Below are 13,339 nucleotides of genomic sequence, written 5' to 3' on the forward strand. Positions count from 1 at the left end.
GGATGTTCCTGGGACGTCACAGCAGCGTCGGCTGCTCTGGCTTGACGGGAGAATAGGCGCGGGTGCCGCTGCGCTCAACCTTCACATCGACCGATTGCTTGCCTTGAAAGACCAGTGTCAGCGCAGCCGCAGATCGCGCTGCGGAAGCGGTGGTCACGGTCGCGCCGTCGCGCGCCGTCACCCGCGCATAGCCGCGCTCGAGGATCGTATCCGGATTGACCGATTCCAGCAGCCGCCCGATATCGGCGAGCCGCGCCCGCGCCGCATCGATCTGGCGCTGGAGCATAGCGGGGCGCAGTGCACCCGCCGATCGATCGAGCCGCCCGCGCGCCAGCGTCACCCGCCGTTCCAGCCCGCGGTCGAGCCGCATCGCGGCGTCATCGACCTGTTGCCGCTGGGGGCCGAGCAGACGGTCGCGCGTCGGGAGCAGCCGGGCAGTCGCGGTCAGCCGCTCGCGCCCACGCTCGACATAACGTCGTGCGCAGCGTTCGATGCGGTTGGCATGCGCGTCGAGGCCGAGGCGCAACTCCGCGAGGACCGGCACCGCGATCTCGGCCGCGGCGGTCGGGGTTGGCGCGCGCAGGTCGGCGGCATGGTCGCACAGCGTCGTGTCGGTTTCGTGCCCCACAGCCGAGATGATCGGGATCGTGCATTCCGCGACCGCGCGGACGACGATTTCCTCGTTGAAGGTCCACAGATCCTCGATCGATCCGCCACCGCGCGCGACGATGACGAGATCGGGCCGCGGAACCGCGCCGCCTTGCGGCATCGCGGAAAAGCCACGCACCGCCGCTGCCACCTCGGCCGCCGCCCCCTCGCCTTGCACCTTCACCGGCCAGACGAGGACATGGGTCGGGCAGCGATCCTCCAGCCGGTGGAGAATATCGCGGATCACCGCGCCGGTCGGCGAGGTGACGACGCCGATGACCCGCGGCAGGAACGGCAGCGGCTTCCTGGTGCTCGCGTCGAACAGCCCTTCCGCCGCCAGCTTTGCCTTCAGCTTTTCGAGCAGCGCCATCAGCGCGCCGGCGCCGGCCAGCTCCATGCGTTCGATGACGATCTGATATTTCGACCGCCCCGGATAGGTGGTCAGTCGCCCGGTCGCGATCACCTCCACACCGTCCTGCGGCTGGAAGGCGAGCGCGCTCACGCTGCCTTTCCAGATCACCCCGTCGATGACCGCGCTGTCGTCCTTCAGCGCGAGATAGGCATGGCCCGACACCGCGCGCTTCCACCCCGAAATCTCGCCGCGCAGGCGGACATGGCCGAACTCGCCCTCGACCATCCGCTTCAGCTGCGCCGACAGCTCGCCAACACTCATGGCAAGCGCGTTGTCGCCGGGGACGGGCTCCGCTACCAGCCGCGCCGTGATGTCATTGGGAGTATCGGGCATGAACGTCCTGCTGATCGGATCGGGAGGCCGCGAGCATGCGCTGGCGTGGAGGCTTGCGCAGTCGCCCGCCCTCCATACGCTCTACGCCGCGCCCGGCAATCCCGGCATTGCGCGCCACGCGACGATCGCGGCGCTTGATCCGTCCAATCACCGCATGATCGTCGATTTCTGCCGACGCGAGACGATCGGCCTGGTCGTCATCGGCCCCGAACAGCCGCTGGTCGAAGGCCTTGCCGATACGCTGCGCGCGGCGGGTGTGCCCGTCTTCGGCCCCGGCAAGGCCGCGGCGCAGCTCGAAGGGTCGAAGGGCTTCACCAAGGATCTGTGCGCCCGCGCGAACATCCCGACCGCGGCCTATTTCCGCGTGACGTCGAAGGACGGCGCGCTCGCAGCACTCGACGATCTGGGCGGGCGCGCGGTCATCAAGGCGGACGGGCTGGCGGCGGGCAAGGGCGTGACCGTCGCGCTGACCCGCGCCGAGGCGGAGGCAGCGATCGACGCGCTCTTTGCAGACGGCCCCGCCGAAGCGGTGATCGAAGAGGTGCTGGAGGGCGAGGAAGCCAGTTTGTTCGTGCTGACCGACGGCAACGCCGCGGTCGCGTTCGGATCGGCGCAGGACCACAAGCGCGTCGGCGATGGCGACACCGGGCCGAATACTGGCGGCATGGGCGCCTACTCGCCGGCCGATGTTCTCACACCTGTGCTCGAGCAGCAGGCGATCGACACGATCGTTCGCCCGACGATCGCCGCGATGGCCGCGGCGGGGACCCCTTTTTCCGGCGTTCTCTACGCGGGACTGATGCTGACGGCCGATGGCCCGAAGCTGATCGAATATAACGTCCGTTTCGGCGATCCCGAGTGCCAGGTCCTGATGACACGCTTCACCGGCGATCTGGTGGCGCTGCTGCTCGCGGTGGCCGAGGGGCGGCTGGCCGACACGGCCGCACCGGTGTTCAGCGATGCGATTGCCTTGACGGTCGTGATGGCCGCACGCGGTTATCCCGGCACGCATGAAACCGGCGGCGCGATTTCAGGGATAGAGACCGCGGAGTCGACCGGCGCGGTCGTCTTCCAGGCGGGAACCCGCGAGGCGGACGGCGCGATCGTGGCATCGGGCGGGCGGGTGCTCGCCGTGACCGGGACTGGCGGCGATATATCGAGCGCGCAGGCCGCGGCCTATCGCGGCGTCGTTGCGATCGACTTCCCCACCGGCTTCGCGCGGCGCGACATCGGCTGGCGCGCGATCGAGCGGGCGGCTAGCGTGGTGGCGACTGGAGAGAATTGAGCCATGGGCAACGCGATTTCCGAAACCGGCACGCTGACGACGATCCACCTTGCGTGGATCGCGGTCTTTGCGGTGCTCGTCGTGCTGGGACTGATCTACGGCGCGCGCCTGAAGCGCCAGCGCCGGCAGGCCCAGAAGATCGAGGAAGCCCGGATCGAAGACGCGGCGGCAGAGCCGGACGACCCCAGGCTGGTGATCGATCCCGACGCCACGACGACGGCCAGCGCAGAGTCCGCACCGGTGCGGGAGGAACCGGAGGCATCGCTTCCGGAACCCTACCCACTCGCCGATGAACCGGTCGCCGCTGCCGAGCCGGCTGGCGCAGCGCCGGCGACAATCGCCAATTCCGAACCCGCGCCGCTTCCGACCGCCGCCGGGCGCTCCGCCGACGCGCCCGTGACGACGCTGAAGGGACTTGGACCCAAGGTCGCGGCGCGGCTCGGCGAACTCGGCATCACGACGGTCGGACAGATCGCGGCACTCGACGACGCGCAGGCGGATGCGCTCGACGCCGAACTCGGGGCGTTCCGCGGGCGGATGGCGCGCGACCGCTGGATCGAGCAAGCCCGCTTCCTCGCCGCCGGCGACCGCGCCGGGTTCGAGGCGGTGTTCGGCAGGCTATAGGCGCGCCCGCGCGCCGATGCCGGAAAGCCGGATCATTCGGCTAGCCGGCGATAGCCGGCCCGGCCGGCGGCGCTCCAGCGCCGTCCGACGACGCGGCTTGGCCGCGGCGGCTTCGCCTTGCATCGCTCGATCAACCCCGGAACATGAACTGCACCCGCAGGTCCCACGGCCCGCCACGATAATCCCATGCCGCCAACCCGGCGATCACCAGCGGTCGCGGCGTGAAGTCCCGCTCCAATGCCGCCTTGAGCGCCCGCGCCTCAGCCGGGTCGACCTTGTTCTGGATCGTGACATGCGCCCGCCAGCCGGCCGCATCCTGCGGCACGAGGAGACCTGCAAACGCTTCCGCCAGCCGCGCGCGGATCGCCGCCAGTTCCCCGCTTTCGATCCGGTAAGCGACGCCGCGCCCGAGCGACATGACGCCCGCCAGCCGTGCCGCGGGCCGCGGCGCGCGGGCTTCCTCTGCCAGTCGGCGGTGCAACTCGCCGCCCAAACTCGGCGGCAGGTGGTGGAACAGCGTGCAATGCGCGGACAGCACGTTGCGCTCCGGCGGAAAGTGCGCGCGCCGCTGCGCGTCGAGAAAGGCGAAATCCGCATCGCCGAACAGCGCGGAAACGATGATCGGCGCTGGAATCGGTGGCGCCGCGCCGTCGCTCACGCCTGGCTGACCAGCAGCTTGTCGATCCGCCGACCGTCGAGATCGACGACTTCGAACCGCCACCCCTGCTCGGTGAAGCTTTCGCCCTCCCCCGGGAAGTGCCGGAAGACGGCAAGCGCGAGTCCCGCGACCGTCGCATAGTCGCGGTCCTCCGGCAGATCGATGCCGAGCCGATCGGCCAGCGAATCCGCCGCCATCGTGCCCGCGACGAGCAGCGACCCGTCATCGCGCTCGACGACGTTGGGCGCTTCGTCGGGATCGACGTCGGAAGCGAATTCGCCCGCGATCGCGGCCAGCAGGTCGGCGGGGGTCACGATCCCTTCGAAATGGCCGTATTCGTCGTGGATCAACGCCATCGGCACGTCGGCGCGGCGCAGCGCGTCGAGCGCATCCATCGCGTCGATCTGGTCGATCACGACGGGCGCCTTGCGAACCAGCGCGCGCAGGTCGAGCGTTTCGCCGCGAAACAGGGCGGCCGCGATATCGCGTGACTGGACGATCCCGATCACCGCGTCGACCGATCCTTCCGCCACCGGCAGCCGCGTGTGCGGTGTCTCCAGCAGCTTCGCGCGGATCGCCGAATCCTCCAGATCGATGTCGAGCCAGTCGACCTCGACGCGCGGGGTCATCACCTCGCGCACCGGGCGATCGGCGAGGCGGACCACGCCCGAGATGATCGAGCGCTCATGCTCTTCGATAACACCCGATTTGGAAGCTTCCGCCACGATCAGGTGCAATTCCTCGGCGGTCACATGCTCCTCATTCTCGCGGGCGAGGCCAAGCAGACGAAAGACAAGCGCGCTGGTCGAATCGAGCAGCCAGCCGAGCGGCGCCGTGAACTTGGCGATCCACTGCATCGGGATCGCGACGATCGCGGCGATGGCTTCGGGCTTCCTCAGCGCGAACTGCTTGGGCACCAGCTCGCCGATGATGAGCGAGGCGTAGGTGGTCAGCCCGATGACGATCGCGAAGCCGACCGTTTCCGCCGTGCTCGCCGACAAGCCCAGTGCCTGGAGCCGCGCCGCGGTCGGCGCGCCGAGGCTTGCACCCGAATAAGCGCCGGCGAGGATGCCGATGAGCGTGATTCCGATTTGAACGGTCGACAGGAACTTGCCGGGATCGGACCCAAGCGCCAGCGCCGCGCGGGCGCCCGGCTTGCCCGCCCGTGCCATCGCCTCCAGCCGCGCCTTGCGCGACGATACGATCGCAAGCTCGCTCATCGCGAACACGCCGTTCAACGCGACGAGCGCGAGGATGATGAGGACGTCGATCCAGGGAAAAGGTGGCATGGCGCTGGCCCCACCTTTGCCGGCAATCGGCGCCGCCCGCAACGACTCATGTCAGGCTGCGTTCAGTTCGGCTGCGGAACAAAGGCCGGGTCGGCCTGTTTCTGCACCCGACACGAAGGGGAGTATTCATGAAGTTCTCGAAGATCATGGTTACCGCGGCGCTGGGCGCGCTGGTGACGACCACCGCCTGCACCACCGATCCGGAAACCGGCGAACGCCGTATCTCGAAAACCGCGATCGGTGGCATCGGCGGTGCGCTTGGCGGGTATCTGCTCGGTGATCTTGTCGGCGGACGCCGCGACCGGACGGAAAAGATCGTCGGTGCGGGAATCGGCGGCCTCGCTGGCGCGGGTATCGGCGCCTATATGGACAAGCAGGAGCGCGACATGCGCGCGCGCACCGCCGGCACCGATGTGCAGGTCGTGCGTCAGGGCGACGACCTGCTGCTCAACATCCCGTCGGGCATCAACTTCGCGACCGACAGCGCGACCGTAGCGCCGCAATTCCAGCGCACGCTCGATCAGGTCGCCGGCGTCCTCGCGGACTATCGCTCGACCTATATCGACGTTTACGGCCACACCGATTCGACCGGCAGCGACGCCTACAACCAGTCGCTGTCGGAACGCCGCGCGGCTTCTGTCGCGGCCTATCTCGAAACCCGCGGCGTCCAGGCGGCGCGCATCGGCACGCGCGGCTATGGCGAGACGCAGCCGATCGCATCGAACGAAACGGAGGAAGGCCGCGCCGCCAACCGCCGCGTCGAGATCAAGATCGTCCCGATCTCGCAGGACGAGCTGCGCTGAAGCGTCAGCGGCGCTGCGTGAAGAAATCCTTCAGCAGCGCCGCAGCTTCGCCTTCGCCGATCCCGGCATAGATTTCCGGCCGGTGGTGACAGGTGGGCTGGGTGAAGAAGCGCGGGCCGTGCTCGACCGCGCCGCCCTTGGGATCGGATGCCGCATAATAGAGCCGCGCTATCCGGGCATGCGCGATGGCACCTGCGCACATCGCGCACGGCTCCAGCGTCACCCACAAGGTGCAGTCGTCCAGCCGCTCCCGACCGAGAGCGGCGGCGGCGGCGCGGATGGTCAGCATTTCCGCATGTGCCGTCGGGTCGCGAAGCCCGCGCGGCTGGTTGTGACTCGTCGCGATCATATCGCCGCCGCAGGTCACGACCGCGCCCACGGGAACTTCGCCAGCCGCCGCGCCTGCACGCGCGGCGTCAAGCGCGAGGCGCATCGGTTCGGGAAGCGGGATCATGCCTTGCGGGGTGCCGCCGCGGCACCCCGGCGTAAAGGCCTATTGCGCAGGAGTGGCCGTGTTGCCCGGTTTTTCGACCGAAATCTTCGGCACCGCGACGGTCTTGTTCTCCATGCCGACGTCGACGCGGCCGACGCTCGCCTCGAACTTCGGCGCCTGGACGACGCCGGGGCGGGTCTGGTCGATGTTGATGAAGCCGAATGCCATTGCCGCGAGAAGCACCAGGACGGCCAGCCCGATAATCACCAGAAGCGCGCGCATACTGTTCCCCTTCGTTGATTCGCTGCCGTAATAACGTGCGTGGAAGCGCGGGGTTGCATCCGCCGCCAGGCAACGAAGGATGCTCGCCAGATCGCCTTTGGGTTGACGCCGCGCGGCATCACCGCTATCGGCGCCGCTTTCCCGGGCTGTCCCGGACTGACGCTGAAAATCAGGATCGAACGCATGTCGCGCATTTGCGAGCTGACCGGCAAGGGCCGGCAGGTGGGCCACAATGTCTCCCACGCCAACAACAAGACCAAGCGCACCTTTCTGCCCAACCTGCAGAACGTGACGCTGATGTCGGAAGCGCTGGAGCAGAGCGTGCGCCTGCGCGTCTCGACCCACGGGCTGCGCTCGGTCGAGCACAATGGCGGTCTCGACAACTGGCTGGTGAAGACCGCCGACGACAAGCTGTCGCTGAAGGCCCGCCGCCTGAAGCGCGACGTCGTCAAGAAGCGCGCGACCGCCGCCTGATCTTTCAAGGCTGCAACCGCACGGCCCGCACACCGCAAGGTGTCGCGGGCCGTTCGCATTTGCGTCGGGGCCCGTGCTTTACCCGCGCAGCCTGAACTTCAGGAGCAGCGTCCGCTGAAGCCAGGACTGGTTGTCGTCGGACACGATCCACACGATCGTGTCGTCGCCCTCCCTGCTCGTCGCGATGCCTTCGAAATTGTCGTGAAGCAGCGGCGAATCGAGCAATGCCAGCCGCTCGGGATGCGTGACGGCGCCGGGGTGCAGGTCACGCGCGCGCACGCGGGAAACCATCGCCGAAAAATGATAGGGCAAGCGGAAGTCACGATCGAGGACCAACAGATCGCCGTTCGGCAGCGCGGTCGCGTCCGACGTGTCGAAGCGTCCGGGCGGTGTGTAGGCGAAGTGCAGCGGCTGTAGGCCGGGCGTCGTCGGATCGCTGGCGAAGATCAGTCCGTCGCGCGTCTTCAATCGCCCGGCATCGTTGCCGACCCAATGCGCGGGCGCAACGTGCGCGACCTCGCTGATGACGACGAAACGCCCGTCGGGCATCCGCGCCAGGGTCTCCGCTCCACCGTTCGCCGGCCATTTCGCCATCGCCGCCGGCGCGATCGCGCGTTCCGCCCGGGCAAAATCCGGGGCATAGCGCCAGATCATGTTGTAGCCTTCGAATCCGACGAAGACGCGGCCCGTGGCGGTATCGACCGCCATCGATTCGCTGTCGCGGTCGCGCTTGTCCCAGCCACGACCCGGGCCTGCGGGGAGATTCGCAAAGCGGATCGCGCGCGGCTGCATCTCGCGGTTCAACCGAAAGCTCGCGACATTGCCGCCATCGCTCAGCAGCGTGATCCGGTCGCCGACGACGCTCAGCGAGGAAAAGCCGCCGAACGCCGGATCGCGACTGGTGAGCGAGACGCCGCCCAGATATTCCAGCGCCCCCGCGCGCTTCCGATCCGGATCGCCGGCGTCGAGCAGCACGCGCACCGCGCTGATATTGGGATGATCGACGTCGAGCAGCGCGAGCCGCTCCTCGCCGGACCAGCCGGGAAGAACGATCTGGCAAAGCGCGATCACGGAAAGGAAGATCGCGGGACGACGCATCCCCGCGTCTTAACGGCCCGCCCGCCGCCGCCAAGCCTGAACGCGCGATAACCGACGCATTCAGTATCGGGTCAATGCGAATCGGCGAGAAGGGGGACATCGACGAGGCAGGCGATTCGCGGAAACCCGCAAAACGACAGCCCGCCGAAACGGTAGAACAGATTACGGGAGCAGACCGATGTTCAAGAAGATTTCCCTCGGCGCCGCAGCCCTTGCCATGGGCGCGACCGCGCTGGTTCCGACCGCCGCACAGGCACAGCGCTATTATGGCGATCGCTACGAGCGTGCTTATGACGGCGCGTATCGCGACGGCTACAACCGTGGCCCGCGCTATTCGGAGCGCGGCTATTACGATCGCGGTCGGTACAACTATCGCAACCGTCGCTGCAACAACGGCACGACCGGTACCATCGTCGGCGCGATCGCCGGTGGCCTTCTGGGTCGCACGATCGACACCCGCGGTGACCGCACGCTCGGTACGGTCCTTGGCGGCGCCGGTGGCGCGCTGGCCGGCCACGCGATCGAGAAGTCGAACAATCCGCGTTACTGCCGCTGACGGGTGAAGGCGGCGGGCCTAGCCCCGCCGCCGGTGCGGCAAAGCCGCATCACCCGGCACGGCCGGCGGGCGGCATACGCTGCTCAACGGACGGCCGCGGCAAACGAGCTCCCTCGGGTTGCGTATCGAGGGCACAGGCCCGTCTTCCGAAAGGAGGGCGGGCCTGTTGACGTGCGGGCGGAGGCGCGGCCACGACCGCGCCGGTGTTCGCGTGCGAGCAGCGCCCGCACCGGCCGGCGGATCGGTGGAGCCGATCCGACCGACGACGCCGGCTTTGCCGGCGGCGGGCTACCGCGGATTTACGCGGTCGCCACATCAAGGCCCCGCCGCGGGCAAAGCCCGCGTCGTCGGACGGGCTTCGCCCGCCGGCCGTGCCGGGCGCTGCGCAGTTTACCGCGCATCGGCGGCGGCGCGGCGCCGCCTCCGCCCGTCAGTACATATGCTGGCCGCCGTTGATGCTCAGCGTCGATCCGGTCACGAACCCGCCCTCTTCCGAGCACAGGAAGGCGACGCCGCGTGCGATCTCGTTCGCCTGGCCGAGCCGCCCGACCGGAATCTTCGCCACGATCTTCTCCAGCACGTCGGCCGGCACCGCGGCGACCATGTCGGTGTCGATATAGCCCGGCGCGATCGCGTTGACGGTCACGCCGGCCCTCGCACCCTCCTGCGCCAGCGCCTTGGTGAAGCCGTGGATGCCGCTCTTTGCCGCAGCGTAGTTGACCTGGCCATATTGGCCCGCCTGCCCGTTGATCGATCCGATATTGACGATTCGCCCCCATTTGCGCTCGCGCATCCCCGGGAAGGTGGCCTTCGCCATGTTGAAGCAGCCGCCCAGATTGGTGTCGATCACCTCTTTCCACGCCTGATAGGACATTTTCAGGATCGTGCCGTCGCGGGTGATGCCCGCATTGTTGACGACGATATCCACGGGCCCGAGTTCCTCTGCGACCTTCGCGCAGCCCGCCTGGCACGCGTCGAAATCCGCCACGTCCCACTTGTAGGCCTTGATCCCCGTGCGCTCGGTGAATTCGGCCGCACGCTGGTCGTTGCCGGCATAGTTGGCGGCGACGGTGATCCCCAGATCCTCCAGCGCGAGGCTGATCGCCTCGCCGATCCCGCGCGTTCCGCCCGTGATGATCGCTACGCGTGCCATTCCTGCCTCTCCTTCTTGTCGTTGGCGCCGACGCTAGGGAAGCGTCACCCAGCCCGCAAGTTCCCGCGCAAGGATGCGCCGCAGCATCGTGATCCCTGCCTCGCTCGCGTTCAGACACGGAAGATAGGCGAAGTGCGTGCCGCCACCGCCAAGGAAGGTATCGCGCCCCTGCATCGCGACTTCCTCCAGCGTTTCCAGGCAGTCGGCGGAAAAGCCCGGTGCGGTGACGACGATCTTCTTCACGCCCTTCTCCGCCAGTTCCTCCAGCGTCGCATCGGTCGCCGGCTCCAGCCACTTCGCACGCCCGAAGCGTGACTGGAAGGAGACGGTCATCGGCCGCCCCGTCGCCTCGCCGAGAAGGCGCGCGGTCTTGCGGCATTGGCAGTGATAGGGGTCGCCGAGTTCGAGCGTGCGTTGCGGCATGCCGTGAAAGCTCGTCAGGATCACTTCGGGCTCGAAATCGAGCGACGCTACCCCGCGCTCCAGTTCGATCTTCAACGCATCGATGTAGAGCGGGTCGTCGTAATAGGGCGGGAGCGTCCGGATCGCCGGCTGCCAGCGCATTCCCGCCAGCACCGCGAACGCACGGTCGTGCGCGGTCGCGGTCGTCGCCGCGCAATATTGCGGATAGAGGCTCGCCAGCAGGATTCGCTCGCACCCGGTCGCCTTCATCGCTTCCAGCCGATCCGGGATCGACGGTGAGCCGTAACGCATCGCCCAGTCGACCACGACGTCAGCGCCGAACGCGCCCTGCAGCGCATCGCTTTGCGCCCTGGTGATGGCGGCGAGCGGGGAGCCGTCTTCGCGCCACACCTCGTGATACGCCGCCGCCGACTTCTTGGGCCGCGTCGTCAGCACCACACCGCGCAGGATCGGCTGCCAGAGGAGCGGCGAAAGCTCCACTACGCGGCGATCGGACAGGAACTCCGCCAGATAGCGCTTCACCGCCGGCGTATCCGGCGCGTCGGGCGTGCCGAGATTGATGAGCAGTACGCCGATGCGCGGCGGCGTAATCGGGGGATGATCGGGCGGGAGTGTCATTGGTTGCCCGTGCGTAACGGTAGGCTCCGCAACCGGGTTCCGCCGGCCGACTGCAAGGCGTTGGCAATGGCCGGCGCGACGGCCGGCACACCGATCTCCCCCACACCGCCCGGATCGGCATCGCTGTCGATGACCTCGACAAGGATATCCGGCGTTTCGGCCAGCCGCGGCAAGCGCACCGCGCCCATCCCGCGAACGTCGGCCAGGTTCGCGGTGAACCCGGTCGCGACGCCGAGCGCATTCGCCAGCCCGAAGATCAGCCCGCCCTCGATCTGCTGGCGAACGATATCGGGATGGATCTGCCGTCCGCAATCGACCGCCGCGACGAGCCGATCGACCCGGATGCGCTGCGCCTCGTCGACATGCGCCTCGGCCAGCACCGCCACATAACTGCCGCGAAAGGCGTGGCACGCGATCCCCTGCCCGCTTCCCGCCACGCCGCCATTCCATCCGCCGAGCGAGGCCGCGGTCGACAGGCACCGCGCGAGCCGCGCGTCGCCGCCGAGCATCCCGATGCGGTAGGACATCGCCTCGTTCCCGGCGACGCGCGCGAGTTCGTCGAGGAAACATTCGGTGAAGAACGCCGTATAGCCGTGCGCACCACCGCGCAGATGCCCGGTCGGCACGCCGATATCCGCCGCGTGATAATCGATCGCGAAAGCAGGCAGGCGATAGGGTGGCAAGGCGCCGGCGACCGCATAGCCATCCTGCGCGCCGGGAAGCGCGAGCGCGGCCTTCAGCACGAGATCCCCCGGCATCAGCCGCGACGCCAGCTCGGCACCGGTGGACGGCGCAGCGATGCGCGCATGCCAGGCAAGGATCGCGCCGTTCGCCGCGAGCCGCGCGCGCATACGGGCGATCGCGGGCGGGCGGAAACGGTCATGCAGCAAGTCCTCCGCACGCGACCATTGCAGCTGCACCGGCCGCTTGAGCGTCACCGCCAGCGTTGCCGCCTGCGCCGCCGCCTCGTGCTCCAGATTGGCACCGAAACCGCCCCCGGTCAGCATCGGATGCACCGTCACCGCGGAGTTGGGCAGGCCAGCCGCCCGTGCCGCCGCCGACCGGGCAAACGACGGCGCCTGCGTCGGCAACCACAGTTCGAGCCGATCGCCATGATAATAGGCCGTTGCGGTCATCGGCTCGATCGCCGCGTGCTGGCCAAGCCCGACGCGGTATTCCGCCTCGATCACGCCGCCGCCGGTCAGCAGGTTTGCCAGATCATCACCCGACGCGATGCGCTGCGCCGGTCGATCGAAGGCGGCGGTCAGCGCGCGGTCGATGGACGCCGAATCGACGCGCGGCCCCTTGGTCTCGAACCGCGGGGCGAGCGCCGAGATCGCCTGGTTCGCCGCCCACCAGGTCTCGGCCGCGGCGGCGACCCAGCGTTCAGTCTCCACTATCTCCATAACGCCGCGGATGCGGTTGGCGGCGGCCTTGTCGGTCCGCACCAGCCGGCTGTCGCCGACCGGCCCCTGGCAGATGCTGGCGAAGACCATGTCGGGCAGCCGCACGTCGGCGGCGAACTGTGCCGAACCATCGACCTTCGCCGGGGCATCGAGGCGCGCGACCGACTGGCCGGCGAGCCGTCCCTTCTCTCCGTCGCGATAGGGCAGTGGATCGGGGATGGCGCCGCCAGCCGCTTCTTCCGCAAGCTCTCCGAAGCGCAGCCGCTGCGCGCCGTGCACGACGAATCCCGCTGCCGTCCCGCAGGCCTGCCAGTCCACACCCCACCGCGTCGCCGCCACCTTGCACAGCAACACCCGCGCCGCCGCGCCGGCGTCGCGCAGCGCCGGCTCGAACTGGCGGATCGAGCTTGAGCCGCCAGTCACCATCAGCACCGCGCGCTCGGCATGGGTCGCCCGCACGCTGTCGGGAAGCGCATCGAACACGCCTTCGAAAATCTCGCCCGCGCCGAGCGGATTGGCGTAGAGCGGATTGAGCGGCGCTGCCTCGACGCCGACCGTCCGCCAGTCGGCGCCCAGCTCGTCCGCCACGATCTGCGGCAGCGTGGTATAGACGCCCTGCCCGTGCTCGCACTGGGGCACCGCGACGGTGACGTGCCCGTCGCGCCCGATCTTGAGCCATGCCCCGAAGATCGTCTCGCCCGGCGCCGCGCTGAGGTTCCCCGCATAGGTTCGCGGCCACAGCGCCCACGAGACGACGAGCCCGACGCCCGCCCCGCCGCCGACCAGGAGTGTGCGCCTGCTGACCCCGCTCATGTCCCACGCCATAGGCGAGTGGGCGACAGGC

General features: G+C 68.7%; 14 protein-coding genes. 5 read left to right on the forward strand and 9 right to left on the reverse strand.

The window, feature by feature from the left end; translation table 11 throughout:
- Positions 1-16: 16 nt before the first annotated feature.
- Entirely contained in the window at positions 17-1,393 is a 1,377-nt protein-coding gene (gene xseA, locus BOS5A_RS15265) for an exodeoxyribonuclease VII large subunit (protein WP_151955751.1), read from the reverse strand.
- Here xseA and purD point away from each other — a divergent pair.
- Both purD and BOS5A_RS15275 read left to right on the forward strand, forming a co-directional pair.
- Positions 1,392-2,678, forward strand: a complete 1,287-nt coding sequence (gene purD / locus BOS5A_RS15270; RefSeq protein ID WP_151955752.1) for a phosphoribosylamine--glycine ligase — start codon at positions 1,392-1,394, stop codon at positions 2,676-2,678. The two genes, xseA and purD, sit on opposite strands and share 2 nt — an antisense overlap.
- Positions 2,679-2,681: 3 nt before the next feature.
- The gene (locus tag BOS5A_RS15275) at positions 2,682-3,302 is read left to right on the forward strand and encodes a hypothetical protein (RefSeq protein WP_199857395.1); all 621 of its coding nucleotides are present in this window, start codon (positions 2,682-2,684) and stop codon (positions 3,300-3,302) included.
- A 130-nt stretch (positions 3,303-3,432) separates the two neighbouring features.
- Here BOS5A_RS15275 and BOS5A_RS15280 read toward each other — a convergent pair whose 3' ends face one another.
- Positions 3,433-3,960, reverse strand: coding sequence for a 2'-5' RNA ligase family protein (locus tag BOS5A_RS15280; protein ID WP_234419369.1), 528 nt, complete (start codon positions 3,958-3,960; stop codon positions 3,433-3,435).
- The gene (locus tag BOS5A_RS15285) at positions 3,957-5,249 is read right to left on the reverse strand and encodes a hemolysin family protein (RefSeq protein WP_151955753.1); all 1,293 of its coding nucleotides are present in this window, start codon (positions 5,247-5,249) and stop codon (positions 3,957-3,959) included. Before BOS5A_RS15285 ends, BOS5A_RS15280 begins: the two co-directional genes overlap by 4 nt.
- Before the next feature lie 128 nt (positions 5,250-5,377).
- On the opposite strand from BOS5A_RS15285, the gene BOS5A_RS15290 reads away from it, so the two are divergent.
- Positions 5,378-6,052 carry an OmpA family protein gene (locus tag BOS5A_RS15290; RefSeq protein WP_151955754.1) on the forward strand — a complete coding sequence of 225 codons (675 nt, stop codon included), beginning with the start codon at positions 5,378-5,380 and terminating at the stop codon, positions 6,050-6,052.
- Between the two features lie 4 nt (positions 6,053-6,056).
- Here the strand turns inward: BOS5A_RS15290 and BOS5A_RS15295 are convergent, their stop codons facing one another.
- Both BOS5A_RS15295 and BOS5A_RS15300 read right to left on the reverse strand, forming a co-directional pair.
- Positions 6,057-6,485 carry a nucleoside deaminase gene (locus BOS5A_RS15295; protein WP_151956032.1) on the reverse strand — a complete coding sequence of 143 codons (429 nt, stop codon included), beginning with the start codon at positions 6,483-6,485 and terminating at the stop codon, positions 6,057-6,059.
- Between the two features lie 60 nt (positions 6,486-6,545).
- Positions 6,546-6,767, reverse strand: a complete 222-nt coding sequence (locus BOS5A_RS15300) for a hypothetical protein (RefSeq protein WP_151955755.1) — start codon at positions 6,765-6,767, stop codon at positions 6,546-6,548.
- 183 nt (positions 6,768-6,950) lie between these two features.
- On the opposite strand from BOS5A_RS15300, the gene rpmB reads away from it, so the two are divergent.
- A complete protein-coding gene (gene rpmB, locus BOS5A_RS15305) occupies positions 6,951-7,241 on the forward strand; it encodes a 50S ribosomal protein L28 (RefSeq protein WP_151956033.1) in 291 nt (96 codons plus the stop codon).
- 78 nt (positions 7,242-7,319) lie between these two features.
- Here rpmB and BOS5A_RS15310 read toward each other — a convergent pair whose 3' ends face one another.
- A complete protein-coding gene (locus BOS5A_RS15310; RefSeq protein ID WP_234419370.1) occupies positions 7,320-8,312 on the reverse strand; it encodes an esterase-like activity of phytase family protein in 993 nt (330 codons plus the stop codon).
- A 205-nt stretch (positions 8,313-8,517) separates the two neighbouring features.
- On the opposite strand from BOS5A_RS15310, the gene BOS5A_RS15315 reads away from it, so the two are divergent.
- Complete coding sequence (locus BOS5A_RS15315) at positions 8,518-8,895, forward strand: glycine zipper 2TM domain-containing protein (RefSeq protein ID WP_151955757.1); 378 nt, start codon at positions 8,518-8,520, stop codon at positions 8,893-8,895.
- A 430-nt stretch (positions 8,896-9,325) separates the two neighbouring features.
- Here the strand turns inward: BOS5A_RS15315 and phbB are convergent, their stop codons facing one another.
- The 3 genes from phbB to BOS5A_RS15330 are packed head-to-tail and all read right to left on the reverse strand — an operon-like array spanning position 9,326 to position 13,308.
- Complete coding sequence (gene phbB / locus BOS5A_RS15320) at positions 9,326-10,048, reverse strand: acetoacetyl-CoA reductase (protein ID WP_151955758.1); 723 nt, start codon at positions 10,046-10,048, stop codon at positions 9,326-9,328.
- Positions 10,049-10,081: 33 nt separating this feature from the next.
- Entirely contained in the window at positions 10,082-11,089 is a 1,008-nt protein-coding gene (gene hemH, locus BOS5A_RS15325) for a ferrochelatase (protein ID WP_151955759.1), read from the reverse strand.
- Positions 11,086-13,308: a xanthine dehydrogenase family protein molybdopterin-binding subunit gene (locus BOS5A_RS15330; RefSeq protein WP_151955760.1), complete on the reverse strand. Its 2,223-nt coding sequence runs from the start codon at positions 13,306-13,308 to the stop codon at positions 11,086-11,088. The genes hemH and BOS5A_RS15330 overlap by 4 nt, the downstream gene beginning before the upstream one ends.
- Positions 13,309-13,339: the final 31 nt, after the last annotated feature.

It is taken from the genome of Sphingomonas sp. EC-HK361 (assembly GCF_902498785.1).
In the GTDB taxonomy this organism is placed as follows: domain Bacteria; phylum Pseudomonadota; class Alphaproteobacteria; order Sphingomonadales; family Sphingomonadaceae; genus Sphingomonas.